At 48.5% G+C, this 15771-nt stretch carries 15 protein-coding genes; all 15 read left to right on the forward strand.

What is annotated here, in order from left to right; genetic code table 11:
- Positions 1–29 precede the first annotated feature (29 nt).
- The 15 genes from mraY to sigG all read left to right on the forward strand — a co-directional run bounded on the left by mraY (position 30) and on the right by sigG (position 15635).
- Positions 30–1001 (forward strand): phospho-N-acetylmuramoyl-pentapeptide-transferase, encoded by a 972-nt coding sequence (gene mraY / locus ADS79_RS11355; protein WP_049738516.1) that lies wholly within the window; start codon positions 30–32, stop codon positions 999–1001.
- The gene (murD, locus tag ADS79_RS11360) at positions 998–2362 is read left to right on the forward strand and encodes a UDP-N-acetylmuramoyl-L-alanine--D-glutamate ligase (protein ID WP_049738517.1); all 1365 of its coding nucleotides are present in this window, start codon (positions 998–1000) and stop codon (positions 2360–2362) included. Before mraY ends, murD begins: the two co-directional genes overlap by 4 nt.
- A 65-nt stretch (positions 2363–2427) precedes the next feature.
- Positions 2428–3522, forward strand: a complete 1095-nt coding sequence (gene spoVE / locus ADS79_RS11365; RefSeq protein ID WP_049738518.1) for a stage V sporulation protein E — start codon at positions 2428–2430, stop codon at positions 3520–3522.
- Positions 3523–3585: 63 nt separating this feature from the next.
- Positions 3586–4689: an undecaprenyldiphospho-muramoylpentapeptide beta-N-acetylglucosaminyltransferase gene (murG, locus tag ADS79_RS11370; protein ID WP_049738519.1), complete on the forward strand. Its 1104-nt coding sequence runs from the start codon at positions 3586–3588 to the stop codon at positions 4687–4689.
- 103 nt (positions 4690–4792) lie between these two features.
- On the forward strand, positions 4793–5698 hold the full coding sequence (gene murB, locus ADS79_RS11375; protein ID WP_049738520.1) for a UDP-N-acetylmuramate dehydrogenase: 906 nt from the start codon (positions 4793–4795) through the stop codon (positions 5696–5698).
- 15 nt (positions 5699–5713) lie between these two features.
- The gene (murA, locus tag ADS79_RS11380; RefSeq protein ID WP_049738521.1) at positions 5714–6970 is read left to right on the forward strand and encodes a UDP-N-acetylglucosamine 1-carboxyvinyltransferase; all 1257 of its coding nucleotides are present in this window, start codon (positions 5714–5716) and stop codon (positions 6968–6970) included.
- Positions 6971–7125: 155 nt separating this feature from the next.
- Positions 7126–7920 (forward strand): cell division protein FtsQ/DivIB, encoded by a 795-nt coding sequence (locus tag ADS79_RS11385; protein WP_049739063.1) that lies wholly within the window; start codon positions 7126–7128, stop codon positions 7918–7920.
- Positions 7921–8052: 132 nt separating this feature from the next.
- On the forward strand, positions 8053–8763 hold the full coding sequence (locus ADS79_RS11390; RefSeq protein ID WP_049738522.1) for a DUF881 domain-containing protein: 711 nt from the start codon (positions 8053–8055) through the stop codon (positions 8761–8763).
- Between the two features lie 19 nt (positions 8764–8782).
- Complete coding sequence (locus tag ADS79_RS11395; RefSeq protein ID WP_049738523.1) at positions 8783–9529, forward strand: DUF881 domain-containing protein; 747 nt, start codon at positions 8783–8785, stop codon at positions 9527–9529.
- Between the two features lie 2 nt (positions 9530–9531).
- Positions 9532–9879: a small basic family protein gene (locus ADS79_RS11400; protein ID WP_049738524.1), complete on the forward strand. Its 348-nt coding sequence runs from the start codon at positions 9532–9534 to the stop codon at positions 9877–9879.
- Positions 9880–10019: 140 nt separating this feature from the next.
- Complete coding sequence (gene ftsA / locus ADS79_RS11405) at positions 10020–11288, forward strand: cell division protein FtsA (RefSeq protein ID WP_049738525.1); 1269 nt, start codon at positions 10020–10022, stop codon at positions 11286–11288.
- Positions 11289–11497: 209 nt separating this feature from the next.
- Entirely contained in the window at positions 11498–12646 is a 1149-nt protein-coding gene (ftsZ, locus tag ADS79_RS11410; protein WP_049738526.1) for a cell division protein FtsZ, read from the forward strand.
- Between the two features lie 372 nt (positions 12647–13018).
- On the forward strand, positions 13019–13981 hold the full coding sequence (gene spoIIGA / locus ADS79_RS11415) for a sigma-E processing peptidase SpoIIGA (RefSeq protein WP_049738527.1): 963 nt from the start codon (positions 13019–13021) through the stop codon (positions 13979–13981).
- A gap of 2 nt (positions 13982–13983) precedes the next feature.
- Entirely contained in the window at positions 13984–14706 is a 723-nt protein-coding gene (gene sigE, locus ADS79_RS11420) for an RNA polymerase sporulation sigma factor SigE (RefSeq protein WP_049738528.1), read from the forward strand.
- A 149-nt stretch (positions 14707–14855) separates the two neighbouring features.
- Positions 14856–15635, forward strand: coding sequence for an RNA polymerase sporulation sigma factor SigG (gene sigG / locus ADS79_RS11425; protein WP_049738529.1), 780 nt, complete (start codon positions 14856–14858; stop codon positions 15633–15635).
- Positions 15636–15771: the final 136 nt, after the last annotated feature.

Consider the following 15771-nt stretch of genomic DNA (forward strand, 5'->3'; position numbering starts at 1 on the left):
AATAGCATCGAAAGAAAGGAGGTTCGGGCATGTTCGCTGACAACGTACTCATCGTCACGATCGTCGCTGCGTTTCTCATCGCTGTACTTATTGGACCACTATTTATCCCGTTCCTTCGCCGTCTGAAGTTTGGGCAGGCAATCCGGGAAGAAGGGCCACAGTCCCATTATAAGAAGGCAGGTACCCCTACGATGGGGGGGACCATCATTCTTTTGGCACTCATTTTTACGGTACTGAAGTTTGCCAATGTGGGAATGAAAGTATATTTTTTGCTGTTGGTGACACTCGGATACGGGTTGATCGGATTTTTGGATGATTACATTAAGATCAGAAAAAAACGCAATCTGGGTTTGACCGCAAAACAAAAATTTGCTGGCCAGATTGTGCTTGGTATTGGTGCTTATATTTTGTTGTATACGATGGGGCATGATACATCGCTGCATTTCCCGGGGACAGAGTGGAAGCTGGAGCTTGGCTATTTTTACTTCCCATTCCTCTTGTTCTTGTTAGTTGGTACGACCAATGCTGTCAACATTACAGACGGCTTGGACGGCTTGCTCGCAGGTACAGGGGCGATTGCATTCGGTGCTTATGCCATCATCGCCTGGTTTGGACAGGATTATGATACGGCTATTTTCAGCGCAGCCGTGGTTGGTGCTGTTCTTGGGTTCCTCGTCTTCAATGCTCATCCGGCGCGTGTATTTATGGGCGACACTGGCTCATTGGGGCTGGGTGGTGCCTTGGCGGCCATTGCGATTATGACAAAAACCGAGCTGCTTTTAGCGATCATCGGTGGAGTGTTTGTTGTTGAGACGCTTTCTGTAATCATTCAAGTTATTTCCTTTAAAACGAGAGGAAAGCGGATTTTCCGAATGAGTCCTCTTCATCACCACTTTGAGTTAACAGGCTGGTCCGAGTGGCGAGTTGTTGTGACCTTTTGGTTGGTGGGGATCTTTTTTGCTGGACTGGGTGTATACCTCGAGGTGGTGACAATCAGATGATCGACTATCAAGGGAAACAAATTGTCGTTTTAGGAATGGCGAAAAGCGGTGTGGCAGTGGCAAAGCTGTTACACCGCTTTGGTGCGCATGTCGTGGTCAATGACCGTAAGCCGCGCGGGGAATCGCCGGGAGCAGAAGAGCTGGAGGCGCTCGGGATTACGGTCATTTGCGGGTATCATCCTGACGATCTCGTACATACGGATGTAGCACTTGTCGTCAAAAATCCAGGAATCCCCTACGAAGCTGCTCCGGTAGCTCGAGCACTCGAGCTGGGAATTCCAGTCATGACTGAGGTGGAGCTCGCATATCAGATTGCGAAAGCACCCATAATCGGGATCACCGGCTCCAATGGAAAAACGACGACGACGACACTCGTTGGTTTGATTTTAAAGCAAGCCAATATCAGCTCTATGGTTGGTGGCAATATCGGAACGGTTCTATGCGGGCTGGCTGAAACGGCGCAGCCGGATGAATGGTTGGTAGCGGAGCTGAGCAGCTTTCAGCTAATGGGGACAAAAGAGTTTCGTCCACATATCGGCGTGCTGCTAAATCTGTACCCGGCTCATTTGGATTACCATCATTCCATGGAAGAGTATTTGAATGCCAAGCTGAAACTGTTTGCAAATCAGACCGAGGAGGATGTCGCGATTCTTCCATACGACCAGTCTGAGATCATGAATCACTGTGGACACTTGTCAGCTCGTACCTATTTCTTTAGCAAGACGCAGGAAGTGCCCAGAGGTGCTTACGTGAAGGACGGCATGATTGTGTATGCAGATGGTCAGGGCCATGTTGAAGAAATCATTGGAGTAAAAGACATTACGGTACCACATGTGGACAACGCATTGGCGGCTATTCTCGTGACGCTCCTGGCTGGAGCAGACAAGCAATCGATTGCAACGGTTCTCTCTACGTTTGCTGGTGTAGAGCATCGGATGGAATTTGTTGCTTCGATTAATGGGGTCAATTACTTTAATGATTCCAAGGCTACCAATCCAGAGGCAGCTTCAAGAGCCCTGCAGGCATGCACAGAGCCTGTTGTCTGGATTTGCGGGGGGCTTGATCGGGGGGTAGACTTCCGGGAGCTGCTACCTGTCATTTCAGGAAGAGTCAAAGCGGTTATCGCTCTCGGAGAAACGGCACCAATTTTACTGGAGCGGGCAGAAGATGCAGGGATTAACGAGCGAATCCATGTCGATACTGTGGACAAAGCCGTTCTTGCTGCTTCGCGATTAGCACAACCGGGAGACGTGGTTTTACTCAGCCCGGCGTGTGCGAGCTGGGACATGTTTCCTTCGTTTGAAGTTCGGGGGAGCATGTTTAAGGACGGCGTGCATAGACTTAAAACAAGCCTAGCATAACGTCCCAAAGTGCTTCATGAATAAACAGTTGATCGGGACGGCGTGAGAAAGGATGACCTGGCAAAATGAGCAAGGTACGCTCTGCCCCCGACTTTGTAATTATTTTTGCAACACTTTTTTTATTGGGAATTGGCATCGTGATGGTGTACAGCGCCAGTGCGATTGTTGCGCAAAAGCCGCCATTTTCCGATCCTTATTTTTTTGCCAAGCGCCAGCTGATTTTTGCTCTGCTTGGCATCACCTCGATGTACATTACGATGAACATTGATTATTGGGTGTGGAAGCAGTGGGCCAAAGTAGGTTTTATTGCGAGCTTGGGACTTCTTGTACTGGTCTTGTTAATCGGGATTGAAGTGAACGGTTCAAAAAGCTGGTTAGGATTTGGGGCATTCGGGATTCAGCCAGGTGAATTCGCCAAGCTGGGTGTTGTTGCTTTTCTGGCTAAATGGCTGTCGGACAACCAAAAACAAGTTGTTCTGTTTCGCAAAGGGCTGGTTCCTGCATTGGGGATTCCGTCGGTGTGCTTCGGTTTGATCATGCTCCAGCCAGACTTGGGCACAGGAACTGTTTTGATGGGGACGGCTGTCATCATGATTTTTGCCTCCGGTGCCAGAGTGAGTCATTTTGCTGGGCTTGGCATGCTTGGTGTAGCCGGCTTTGTCGGATTGGTTTTATCGGCACCCTATCGGGTCAAGAGGATCACTTCCTTCCTCGATCCGTGGTCAGACCCTCTCAATACGGGATATCAAATCATCCAGTCGCTATACGCGATTGGACCTGGAGGACTTTTGGGATTAGGTCTCGGTCAGAGTAGACAAAAGCATCTGTATCTCCCGGAACCATACAATGATTTTATTTTTTCGATTGTAGCTGAGGAGCTGGGCTTCATCGGCGGGACCTTAATCCTCCTCTTGTTCCTGCTGCTTTTGTGGCGGGGGATGAGGACAGCGATTACGGCGCCAGATTTATTCGGCAGTCTTCTTGCTTTAGGCATCATCGGAATGATTGCGATCCAGGTCGTTATCAACATCGGGGTTGTGACCGGTATGTTTCCTGTAACGGGAATCACATTGCCCTTTTTAAGCTATGGAGGCTCATCCTTGACACTGATGCTGACAGGTGTCGGAGTCTTGTTGAATATTTCTCGGTTTTCACGATAAAAAACGATTATGATGAAGATAGAAGCAATGATATAGAGGAACGTTCATGGAAGGTGTGATCGTATGCGCGTCGTCCTAACAGGCGGTGGCACAGGTGGGCATATTTATCCGGCGCTTGCGGTGGCGAGAGAAGTTTCTCGCCAACATCCGCAGGCTGCCTTTTTGTATATCGGCAGTAAGCATGGGCTTGAGGCACAGCTTGTTCCACGCACGGAAATTCCGTTTCAATCGGTAGAGATCAGCGGCCTTAAGCGAAAGCTGACTCTGGATAATTTGAAGACGCTGTGGAAATTTTTACGGGCTGTGTCCGATTCGAAAAAAATGCTTCGAGAATTTCGGCCGGATGTAGTTATTGGTACGGGTGGCTACGTATGTGGTCCAGTTGTCTACGCGGCAGCAAAGCTGGGAATTCCAACGATGATTCACGAGCAAAATGTGGTGCCTGGTTTAACGAACAAGTTTTTGTCGCGATCGGTTACCAAGGTAGCTGTTTCGTTTTCCGAGTCTCTAGCCTTTTTCCCCTCGGCCAAAACGGTGCTGACCGGAAATCCGCGTGCAACAGAAGTAATGCACGGGAATGCAGAAGCGGGTCGTAGCTTTTTGGGCGTGGATGCGGGTAAAAAAATCGTCTTGATTTTCGGCGGCAGTCGCGGCGCCAGGGCAATCAATGAAGCGGTTGTTGCCATGGTAAACCAGTTAGGTCAGTTTACCGATACTCATTTTGTGTATGTCACAGGGGACGTTCACTATGAGAAAATTCATGCCGAGTTGCAGCAAATGGGCGATATTTCCACGAACATAACGGTGCTTCCATTCGTCCACAATATGCCGGACGTTTTAGCGGCTACCCATGTTCTGGTGGGACGGGCTGGAGCATCTACCTTGGCAGAAGTGACTGCACTTGGGGTTCCATCCATTTTGATTCCATCCCCGTACGTGACGAATAATCATCAGGAAAAAAATGCGCGCGGCTTGGAAAAGGTAGGAGCGGCAGAGGTCATTGTTGAGCAGGAATTGACCGGAGAGAGTCTGCTTAAAGCGCTGTCTGCCATACTCGCTGATGCGAAAAGATGGGAACAAATGAAGAAGTCTTCCCTTTCTTTAGGAATGCCTCACGCAGCCACTGAGATCGTGGATCAGTTGACTGCCATCGCACGAAAGAAATGAGCGGATAGGCGACTGTCACGCTATCTGGGCGAATGCATAGTATAGAGCAAACACGTGAGAAGACCTAGGTCCGACCTAGCAATTGTATCAGGAGGTTCACAAGATGAAACAAATCGCAGATGAGTTGAAGAAAGCGGGAATCGAAAAAGTGTGGACTGATGAACCTCTCGCCAATCATACGACTTGGCGGATTGGGGGTCCTGCTGATTTGTTGATCCAGCCCAAGGATAAAGCATCCTTGCAAACAGCCTTGCAGATTCTCCATCGCCATAAAGTTCCTTGGAATGTGATAGGGCGCGGTTCCAACCTTCTGGTGAGGGACGGAGGGTTTCGAGGAGCCGTGCTGAAGGTGGCAGAGGGACTAAGCCACTGTGAGTTCAAGGGCGAAGAGGTGTGTGTGGGTGCCGGATATTCCATGATCCGCCTGGCGGTGGAGGCAGGTAAGATGGGATTAACAGGTATGGAATTTGCAGGAGGTATTCCTGGTACAGTAGGCGGGGCCGTCTACATGAATGCTGGGGCACACGGATCTGATCTTTCACGTATTCTTATTGAAGCCGAGATCCTCTTCGAAAACGGCGAATGTAAGGTGTTGAATAACGAAGAACTGAGCTTTAGTTACCGGACTTCCTTGCTGCAAAAGCAAAAAGGAATCGTGCTTGAGGCCCGGTTTCAATTGCGCACTGGAGATCGCAAGGAGATTGCGGCTACACTCGCTGCAAACAAAGACAGACGGCGCCAGACACAGCCATTGCAAATGCCGTGTGCCGGCAGCGTGTTTCGGAATCCGCCACAGGATCATGCGGGACGCCTGATTGAAGCAGCAGGACTCAAAGGATACCGAATTGGAGGAGCTCAGGTTTCGGAAAAACATTCGAACTTCATCGTGAATTGTGGAGGGGCCACGGCTACCGACGTCCTCACCTTGATCAGCCATGTACGGAGCACGATCCTCGAGAAATACGGGGTTGACCTGCACCCGGAAGTCCTGGTGGTGGGCGAGGGGTAACACGGAGGTGAAAGTTTGGAGACTTTTGCGATCGAAGGCGGAAGACCTCTGTCCGGTTCGCTTCGGATCCAAGGAGCTAAGAACGCTGCTCTTCCTATTCTTGCAGCCGCTGTGCTGGCGGAAGGGCAATTCTATATCTATGACGTTCCCCACCTAAAAGATATAAAGGTCATGCTGGAGATCCTCACGTCGCTGGGAGCGAAAACGAACCATGTGGACAGCTGTGTTGATCTAGATACGTCGTCTGTCTCCGTCCCGTTAGTGCCAGATGACTTGATGAGCCAGATGCGCTCTTCTATTTTCTTGGCTGGACCGCTCTTGGCAAGATTGGGTGAGGTTACCATTTCCAGACCAGGTGGGTGCGATATTGGAGAGCGCAGAATTGATTTGCATTTAGCCGGCCTGACTGCGCTCGGAGCCAAGATTGAAGAATCGGAAGGCTACATTACATTTCGGGCGAAGCAATTGCGCGGGACCAATATCTTTCTTTCCTTCCCCAGTGTGGGCGCAACAGAAAACATTATGATGGCGGCAGTGCTGGCAAAAGGTACAACGCGAATTTGCAATGCTGCAAGAGAACCGGAGATTATCGATTTGCAAAACTTTTTGAATGCGATGGGCGCGCGTATCCGCGGTGCGGGAACAGATACAATTGAAATAAGCGGCGTCCCCCGGCTTCGATCAGTGAGCTATCGGATTATTCCGGACCGGATTGTAACAGGAACCTACTTATTGGCAATCGGCGTATCGCAAGGGCATGTCGAGCTGACGAACACGCTTCCTGAACATCTTACAGCATTGATTGAGGTTGCCCGTAGCTGTGGTGTTGAAATCAAGACCCGCCATGATATAATGGAAATCAAATGCACCTCGCGTCCACGTGCCTACGACCGGATCATCACCTCGCCATTCCCTGGGTTTCCCACTGATTTACAGGCGCAGCTGATGGTGTTTTTGTCACAGGCGAGGGGAACGAGTGTCATTAAAGAAACGATTTTTGAAGGAAGATTCAAACATGTGAATGAATTGGCGCGAATGGGCGCCTCCATATACGTTGATCTGGGCTCCGCTATTATTCGTGGCGTTGGCAAATTGACTGCTACGAATGTGGAAGCGACAGATCTTCGAGCAGGAGCAGCTTTGGTTCTTGCGGGTCTTGCAGCAGAAGGGACTACTACGGTGAATCAGATCCACCATATCGACCGGGGATATGAACGCTTGGAGCATCAGTTGAGTCAGCTAGGAGCAAATATATCACGGGTGTCGATATAACCGAGGGTAGATAAGCGGCATACTGCTATGCCGCTTTCCCTGTTTTGTAAATTTACATTTTTTTACATCTTGTATGATTTTGGATGAGCAGCTAGGGAAAGTTCATGTTTATTTTTGCAGGCGCAAAGCCTAGTATGAACGAGGAAGGTACGGCCATGGCGGTAATTGAGGAACGTATTCCGCAAGTCAAACAGCAACGCCCCCGTAAACGGGGAAACCGCAAACTGGTCTTTTTGCTTCTTTTCTTTTTTCTTACCGTTCTTATTATTGTTTTTATTCGATCTCCGTACAGCAAAGTACAGGAAATTCAAGTGTTCGGAAATGATATTTATTCTACAGAGCAAATTATTCAAAATTCGGGTCTGACGAAGGATATGCAATTTCTCAATGTTTGGGAAGGCAGTGTACAGAGCAGTCTGAAACCGTTGACCGGAATCAAAGAGGTAACAATTAGCCGATCGTTTCCGGGAGTGATCATGCTGCATGTGACAGAAATTAAGCGGGTCGCTTTTTGGAACGGTCAGGATGGAGCGAGATACCCTCTGCTGGAAACAGGAGTTGTGCTAAAGGAAGTTAACTTTGCCGACCGTGTAGTGGACAGGCCCTTGATCAGCTCCTGGGCATCGCCAGAGCAGCTCCCTAATCTCGCGAAATCGTTGTCAAAGCTCACCCCGGCTGTACTTGGAGAAATTTCCGATATTGCTCTGACGCCAACCATCTATGATAAACAGCGCGTAACCTTGTATATGCGGGACGGAAACGAGGTTCGCAGCGTGCTTTATAAGCTGGACAAGATGTTGAACTGGTACCCGTCGATCGTCAAAGAGCTGCCTGCCAATTCAAAAGGAGTGCTTTCTTTGTTTGAACAGCCTTGGTTTGTTCCTTACGGGGCAGCGGGTTCAGCGATTCCACTTACGAACGGAGAAGAGCAAACGCAAAAGCCGCAGTAAACTTTGTACCAAAGAAATGCTCGAAAAGACGCTAAGGCACGTAATGAGGCGTTTTGAGATGTTTGCGCAAGCTTGCTTTGTTATGGAGCAGCGCGTGAACTTTTCTACACACTAAAAAGGGGAAAGCAGACAATGAGTCGTCGCCGTAAGTTTCATCTTTATTTAACCGTTGTGACGTTTTGTACCGGCTTTCTGGTGGCCACCTCGATTGAAACCACGAAGTTGACGCGCAAGGAGCGCATCAATGATCAGCTCTTCCAGCAGGAAACACAATTGAATGACCGGATTCTCTCAGAAAAAGAACAAAACAGACATCTGGAAAATCAATTGATTGACTTGCAGCGCCAAGTAGGCAAAGTGGAGGAAGCAATGGCTGAGCGCAAATCAGAGGCAGCGGAAACACTCAGCCAGCTGGAAGCAGCACGGATGCTTTCAGGAGTGGTTGCCGTTGAAGGGCCAGGAATCGTGATTACGATGCAGGATAGCCAGAACGCGGCCAATAGTGCTGACATTGCCAACTACATCGTACATGAGCAGGATGTGCGACTTGTTGTCAATGAGCTGCGAGCAGCTGGCGCGGAGGCGATCAGCATCAATGGACAGCGGCTTGTCAGCAACTCATCGATACGCTGTGTAGGACCGACCATTATTGTCAATGGCATTAAATCTGCTGCTCCTTTTGTCGTCACTGCCATAGGGGACCCTGGAACTATGGAGAGCGCGTTGAATTTGCCAGGGGGTGTACTACATAGCCTTCAGGACTTTGTGCAAATCGACGTAGCCAAAAAGGACCGGGTCCAATTACCTGCTTTTGTCGGTGACTCCAAAACCAAACACTCCTAATTAAAGGATGCGTTTACCTATGTTACAAAAAAGCCGTAAAATCACATTTATTCTTGCCATTATTAGTGCTATCATAGGTGTGATGTTGACTGTTCAGTTGCGAAGCAGTTTGCATCCCGTGCACAAAGAGTCCAGGAGCATTGCAGAGCTTAGAACAACGCTGCAAAAAGAACTGGAAAAGCATAAAAACTTGCTGGCAGACATTTCGAAGTACAATCAGCTGTACTATCAGTACGAAACCTCACTCAGCGAAGATGAAAGCATCTCCGTCATGAAAGAGGAGCTGGCACGTAATCGCAGGATGGCTGGTATGGTTGGCGTAGAGGGAGCAGGTGTCGTGCTGGAAGTAGTCGATGCCCACATTCCCGATGAGCACATCCTGGACGAGCACATGCCTGTGCCGGTTGTCGGTGATTACACGATTGATGATGAGGATTTGCGCTGGTTGGTCAATATTTTGTTTGCCAACGGAGCACAAGCAGTCTCAATCAACGGTCATCGCTTAATAACCACTTCCGCTATTCGCAACGTAGGGGACGTGATTCAGATTGATACCAGGACAATCAAGCCTCCGTATGAAATAAAAGCATTGGGGGAACCTGACGTTCTGCTGTCAGCATTGAAGCTGGAGGGTGTGGAGGAAAACTTTCAGCTTGCAAACAAAAAGGTGCTGGCCGAAAAACGGGACAAGCTGATGATTTCCGCCAATAATGAAACACGTTCCATCCAATTTATGAAACCTGTGAAAGAAAAAGGAGATTCGTAACCATGTGGCTCCCGCTTATCGGACTGATTGTCGGTCTCGCTGTCGGCTTTTTGCTGGATTGGCGTGTGCCCCAGGAATACAGTAGCTATCTGTCCATTGCCCTTTTGGCTGGATTGGATACGATCTTTGGAGGGATTCGTTCATTCCTTGAGCGCACTTTTAACGTTCGGATTTTTATGTCCGGATTCTTTTTCAACACGCTCTTTGCAGCAGGCCTTGCTTTTATCGGGGCATTCTTGGGCATCGATCTCTACTTGGCAGCAATCGTAGCTTTTGGTGTTCGATTGTTCAACAACTTGGCGGTTATTAGGAGAATTGTTCTATCTCGTTGGATTAATCAACAGGAGTAGAACGAAGAAATGGGAAGAAGGTCATTTTTTTACAAAAATTCAAGATGAAAAAAAGGGAATGGTAGTCCTGTGTGGAATAAATTATGCAGGTGTTCTCATCTTAGCAAGATAAAAGACGTAGCAGGGGAGGTGTCACAGGTTTGGTAAGCAATGAACTCATCGTCAGCCTAGACATTGGAACATCCAAAGTACGCGTCATGATCGGCGAAATCACCAACGGTTCCATCAACATCATCGGCGTCGGCCAATCACACTCCGAAGGAATTAAGAAGGGCGTGATCGTCGACATCGACCAAACCGTGCATGCCATCCGTGAAGCAGTGGATCATGCTGAGCGCATGGTTGATGTTTCGATCGAAGAAGTATATGTGGGGATTACTGGAAACCACATTGAGCTGCATGAAACACAAGGGGTTGTCGCTGTATCCAGCGAAGACCGTGAGATACGAGAAGAAGACATCCAACGCGTAATTCAGGCAGCAAAGGTTGTTGCCATTCCACCGGACCGTGAAATTATCGAGGTCGTACCAAAGGAGTACATCGTTGATGGACAAGGTGGTATAAAAGACCCTCGTGGTATGATCGGTGTCCGTCTGGAAATGGAAGGAACCATCGTGACCGGGTTGAAAACGGTCGTACATAACATTGTTCGCTGTACCCAAAGAACTAATTTGCGAGTTGCAGGGATTTTCTTGCAACCACTCGCAGCAAGCACTGTCGCTCTTTCCAAGGATGACAAAAATATGGGTGTCGTTTTAGTCGACATCGGTGCGGGTTCTACCACGATCGGTGTATTCGAGCAAGGAAAATTGGCAGCAACCACCGTGATCGGCATCGGTGGCGACCACATTACCAGTGATATTTCACTGGGATTGCGCACACACACGGATGTAGCAGACCGGGTTAAGACGAAAAACGGCTGCGCCTTGATCGATGAAGCATCAGATGACGTCAAATTCAAGGTGAATCGGATTGGCAGCGAGGTAGAAAAGCAGTTTACCCAAGTGGATTTGGCCAGCATTATTGAGCCGCGTGCTGCGGAAATATTCCAACTAGTAGAGCAGGCTGTCTACAAGCTGGGCTATCGCGATGAAATCGCAGGCGGTTATGTACTTACTGGTGGTACAGTGGCAATGCCAGGTATGTTGGAGCTGGCAAAGGAAGAACTGGATGCTCCTGTGCGAATCGCGATTCCTGATTACATTGGAGTCCGCGATCCTGCCTACACCACTGGGGTAGGTTTGATTCAGTATGCCTTGCAGTTGATGGAGCGCCGCAGCGTTAGCGTCACCCCCTCATTCAAAGGCAGCAAAGTAACCAAGAGCAGCGAGAAGCAAACCGTGTCTAAGCCAAAAGAAGGTGGCGGTTTGATGGAAAAAATGAAAAATTGGTTTAGTGAGTTCATTTAAACTGTTTTCCGCAAACATGCGGTAACACACCATGATGATGCTTCAAGAGAAAGTTTTTACCGTTGCCGCTTTTTACACCAAATTGGCGATAATCGAGATGTTTCGTTTCCCAATGAAAGTGAAGAGGATCAACGGAATGTTTCTACGCTTGTTATAAAGTTTTCGTATTCACGGAGCTTTCTTATGTTGAATTGGGGAGGACTAGCAATATGCTGGAATTTGATATGGATTTGGAATCCTTTGCACGAATTAAGGTGATTGGTTGCGGTGGAGGCGGTAGCAACGCGGTAAACCGTATGATCGCAAGCGGCGTGAAAGGGGTAGAGTTTATTACCCTGAACACGGATGCACAGGCACTCCAACTGTCTAGTGCAGACATCAAGCTGCAAATCGGAGAAAAACTGACTCGTGGTCTCGGAGCGGGCGCTAATCCGGAAATCGGAAAAAAGGCTGCTGAAGAAAGCCGCGATTTGATTGAAAACGCCCTGCGTGGTGCGGATATGGTGTTCGTAACAGCTGGTATGGGTGGCGGTACCGGTACCGGTGCGGCTCCAGTAGTTGCTGAAATTGCGAAAGAACTGGGTGCCCTTACAGTAGGGGTTGTTACCCGTCCGTTCTCCTTTGAGGGACGCAAACGTTCCCAGCATGGTGAAGTGGGAATTGCGGCTTTGAAAGAAAAAGTCGATACCTTGATTGTGATCCCGAATGATCGCTTGTTGGAAATTGTAGATAAAAATACGCCGATGCTGGAAGCTTTCCGTGAGGCAGACAACATTTTGCGCCAGGGTGTTCAAGGGATCTCCGACCTGATTGCGGTGCCTGGACTGATCAACCTGGACTTTGCTGACGTGAAGACAATCATGACAGAGCGTGGCTCAGCATTGATGGGTATCGGTGTAGGCAGTGGAGAAAACCGTGCAGCTGAAGCCGCTCGTCGTGCGATTTCCAGCCCTCTGTTGGAAAACTCCATTGATGGTGCACGTGGTGTTCTCATGAACATCGCTGGTGGTACCAACCTCAGCTTGTATGAAGTAAACGAGGCAGCCGATATCGTTTCTTCTGCGGCAGACCCTGATGTAAACATGATCTTCGGTGCGATCATTAACGAAGATTTGAAAAACGAGCTGGTCGTAACCGTAATTGCTACAGGTTTTGAGCAAGCACAACGCGCTGCTGAGCCACCACGTCGGCAGCAACAGCCGATCAGCACATCCGGAAATCGTCCAACCCCAATTTCAAATACGAATACCAGCCGTCCAAAAGAAGAGGAAGATGATAAGTCCTTCTTCTCCATGAGCAATCTGGACAATCTGGATATTCCAGCGTTCCTGCGCAACCGTCGTCGCAACAAAAAGTAAATGAGCAAGGCCTTGTTCCGTAAAAGGGACAAGGCTTTTTTTATTTTGCCATAAAGAGTTGGGGGAGTGCTAAGGGGAGGACAAGTCTTGAAGAGGCCAACGGAAGGGAACCGAAACGGGTGGACAAGTGGGCAAAATTGTACGAGTAGGAAGGCGGTTTTATGACAAAAAACGTTCTACAAAAAAACCAAAAAAACACCGTCAAGAATTGACAGACTTTACATACACATTGATATATACTGCATTTACTGATAGGAGGTAGTCCACGAACAGACCTGTTCCGTCACTACCAAGCGTGGCATTTCTCGCATATTTCTATCTTCGTATATGCTTGCGGGCCAGGTAAGGGGAAGGACAGGAGGTGAAACAGAAGTGGTTGTGTACCTTGATATCATTCTACTCCTCAATCTGGGCATTGATACCTTGTTGCTCTGGTTTACAGCTTATTTTCGCAAAGAGCGCGTAGTATGGTGGAGGATTGCCCTTGCTTCCTTGTTTGGATGCACCTATCTTGCCTTTTTCTTTTTTCCGGCGTTTTCTTCGATGTATCAATGGTCTGTCAAGCTACTCTTTTCCATCATCATGCTATGGATTGCCTTTGGGAACAGGAGATTACTCGCTTTTGCTAACAACCTGATTATTTTTTACTTCGTTGCGTTTGTCTTCGGGGGAGGAGTGTTTGGTCTCCAATATTTTTTAGCGCCGCAGAGTGAAATCGTCAATGGATTGGTGGTGACGCACAACGATGGATTCGGGATTGGATTTAAACCGACGCTTGCGATTCTCGTCATTGGTTTTGCACTGGTGTTTGTACTCGGAAAAAAGAGCTATCGAGCTATTCAGGAACCGCGTAAAATCGAAGCTTTTCTCGTCGATGTAGTTGTGACCTTACTCGGTGAAAAAGTGATTTGCCGAGGTCTGGTTGATACCGGCAACCAGCTGCATGAACCGATTACGCGCATTCCCGTCATGATCATGGAAACGAAAATGTTAGCACATCTGCTTCCGCCGTCGCTTCTCCGACAAACCGATGAAAACGGTGGAGTGTGGGAGAAGCTGGACGGATCTTGGGAGGAGCTCCCTGCACAGTGGCAATCTCGCGTACGATTGATCCCGTATCGAAGTGTATCAAGAGGAATGGATTTTTTGCTCGCAATCAAACCGGACCATGTCTTTGTTATGCAGGACGGTGTTCGCTACGAAACGGCAAAAGTGCTGATCGGACTTAATCCGATTCCACTCGCAGCTGACGGGAAGTACCAGGCCATCGTGCATCCGGCTATGATGGAAACTGAAAGGAAAGAACCAACCTTTATTCTCAAACAGGAGGGCTAATCATGTATGTAAAACTTCGCCTACATTTACAATTGACCTGGTACCGTTTCCTGCTATGGATTGGTGCACGCGCTGAAGAAGTCTATTATATCGGCGGGAGTGAAGCATTGCCTCCACCTCTGACCAGGGAAGAAGAGGAAGTGCTGCTGGGTCGGTTGCCATCGGGTGATCCTGCTGTCCGAGGTATGCTGATTGAGCGCAATCTTCGTCTGGTAGTGTATATTGCTCGCAAGTTTGAGAATACAGGAATCAATATCGAGGATTTGGTCAGTATCGGGACGATTGGTTTGATCAAGGCGGTAAATACGTTTGATCCAGATAAAAATATAAAGCTCGCAACGTACGCTTCACGCTGCATCGAAAACGAGATTTTGATGTACTTACGCAGAAACAACAAAATCCGCTCCGAGGTCTCTTTCGATGAGCCGTTGAACATCGATTGGGATGGAAACGAGCTTTTGCTCTCTGATGTATTGGGGACGGAGAATGACACGATCTACAAAAATATCGAGGATCAGGTGGACCGCAAGCTGCTGAAAAAAGCATTGGATAAACTTTCAGATCGGGAACGAATTATTATGGAGCTGCGTTTCGGATTGGCGGGAGAAGAGGAGAAAACACAGAAGGATGTAGCGGATTTGCTAGGCATTTCACAATCGTATATTTCGCGTCTGGAAAAGCGAATTATAAAACGGTTGCGAAAAGAATTCAACAAAATGGTCTAACGCATATTTTCCCATCCTGAGGGGATACTGTTCCTAAACCAGTGACAGATAGTGGCCCAATTGCCATTACTTGTCGGCTACGCGTCAGTACGCGGCCTTTCAAGACAACCGGGTTAGGGACTTTTTTCTTGCTTCGAGGAGGGAAAGACGTGACGCGAAATAAAGTCGAGATCTGCGGAGTAGACACCTCCAAGCTTCCGGTATTGACCAACAAAGAAATGCGGGATTTGTTTGAGCGATTGCAGAGTGGCGAACTGCCAGCCCGTGAAAAATTGGTCAACGGAAACTTGCGTCTGGTGCTCAGCGTGATCCAGCGTTTTAACAATCGCGGAGAATTTGTAGATGATTTGTTTCAAGTGGGCTGCATTGGATTGATGAAAGCGATCGATAACTTCGATCTCGGTCAAAACGTAAAATTTTCTACGTATGCGGTACCGATGATTATCGGGGAAATACGACGCTATCTACGGGACAACAATCCGATTCGCGTATCCAGATCCCTGCGAGACATCGCCTACAAAGCATTACAGGTACGTGACAACCTGACCAACAAGCATTCGCGAGAGCCCACCATTACAGAGATTTCCCAGGAATTGAACGTGGCCAAGGAAGACGTCGTGTTTGCGCTTGATGCGATCCAGGACCCGGTCTCATTGTTCGAACCGATCTACCAAGATGGCGGGGACCCGATTTATGTCATGGATCAAATCAGCGACGAAAAAAACAAGGACGTAACCTGGGTAGAGGAGATTGCCCTGCGTGAAGGGATGCAACGACTGGGTGACAGGGAAAAAATGATTTTGTCCATGCGCTTTTATGAGGGGAAGACCCAGATGGAAGTAGCGGAGGAAATCGGCATTTCACAAGCCCAGGTATCTCGTCTGGAGAAAGCGGCAATTGCTCATATGCAAAAACACGTGCAATCGTAAGTTGAACTACATACTCATCCGGCGGTGTTTTCCTCGCCGGATTTTTTTGTGCAATCAGCCCCTGTCTTTGCTACGCGTCGGCAAAGCAAAGTTTTCTCATCGACACTCCTAACGAAACGGACATATTCTCACGCTC

Origin of the sequence: Brevibacillus reuszeri (assembly GCF_001187725.1) — a bacterium.
GTDB lineage: Bacteria > Bacillota > Bacilli > Brevibacillales > Brevibacillaceae > Brevibacillus > Brevibacillus reuszeri.

Excerpts from the sequence above, each read along its gene's own strand:
- murG (WP_049738519.1), top strand. The coding sequence starts at position 3,586 with ATGCGCGTCGTCCTAACAGGCGGTGGCACAGGTGGGCATATTTATCCG.
- ADS79_RS11385 (WP_049739063.1), top strand. The coding sequence starts at position 7,126 with ATGGCGGTAATTGAGGAACGTATTCCGCAAGTCAAACAGCAACGCCCC.
- mraY (WP_049738516.1), top strand. The coding sequence starts at position 30 with ATGTTCGCTGACAACGTACTCATCGTCACGATCGTCGCTGCGTTTCTC.
- sigE (WP_049738528.1), top strand. The coding sequence starts at position 13,984 with ATGTATGTAAAACTTCGCCTACATTTACAATTGACCTGGTACCGTTTC.
- ADS79_RS11390 (WP_049738522.1), top strand. The coding sequence starts at position 8,053 with ATGAGTCGTCGCCGTAAGTTTCATCTTTATTTAACCGTTGTGACGTTT.
- ADS79_RS11395 (WP_049738523.1), top strand. The coding sequence starts at position 8,783 with ATGTTACAAAAAAGCCGTAAAATCACATTTATTCTTGCCATTATTAGT.
- ADS79_RS11400 (WP_049738524.1), top strand. The coding sequence starts at position 9,532 with ATGTGGCTCCCGCTTATCGGACTGATTGTCGGTCTCGCTGTCGGCTTT.
- murD (WP_049738517.1), top strand. The coding sequence starts at position 998 with ATGATCGACTATCAAGGGAAACAAATTGTCGTTTTAGGAATGGCGAAA.
- spoVE (WP_049738518.1), top strand. The coding sequence starts at position 2,428 with ATGAGCAAGGTACGCTCTGCCCCCGACTTTGTAATTATTTTTGCAACA.
- murB (WP_049738520.1), top strand. The coding sequence starts at position 4,793 with ATGAAACAAATCGCAGATGAGTTGAAGAAAGCGGGAATCGAAAAAGTG.
- ftsZ (WP_049738526.1), top strand. The coding sequence starts at position 11,498 with ATGCTGGAATTTGATATGGATTTGGAATCCTTTGCACGAATTAAGGTG.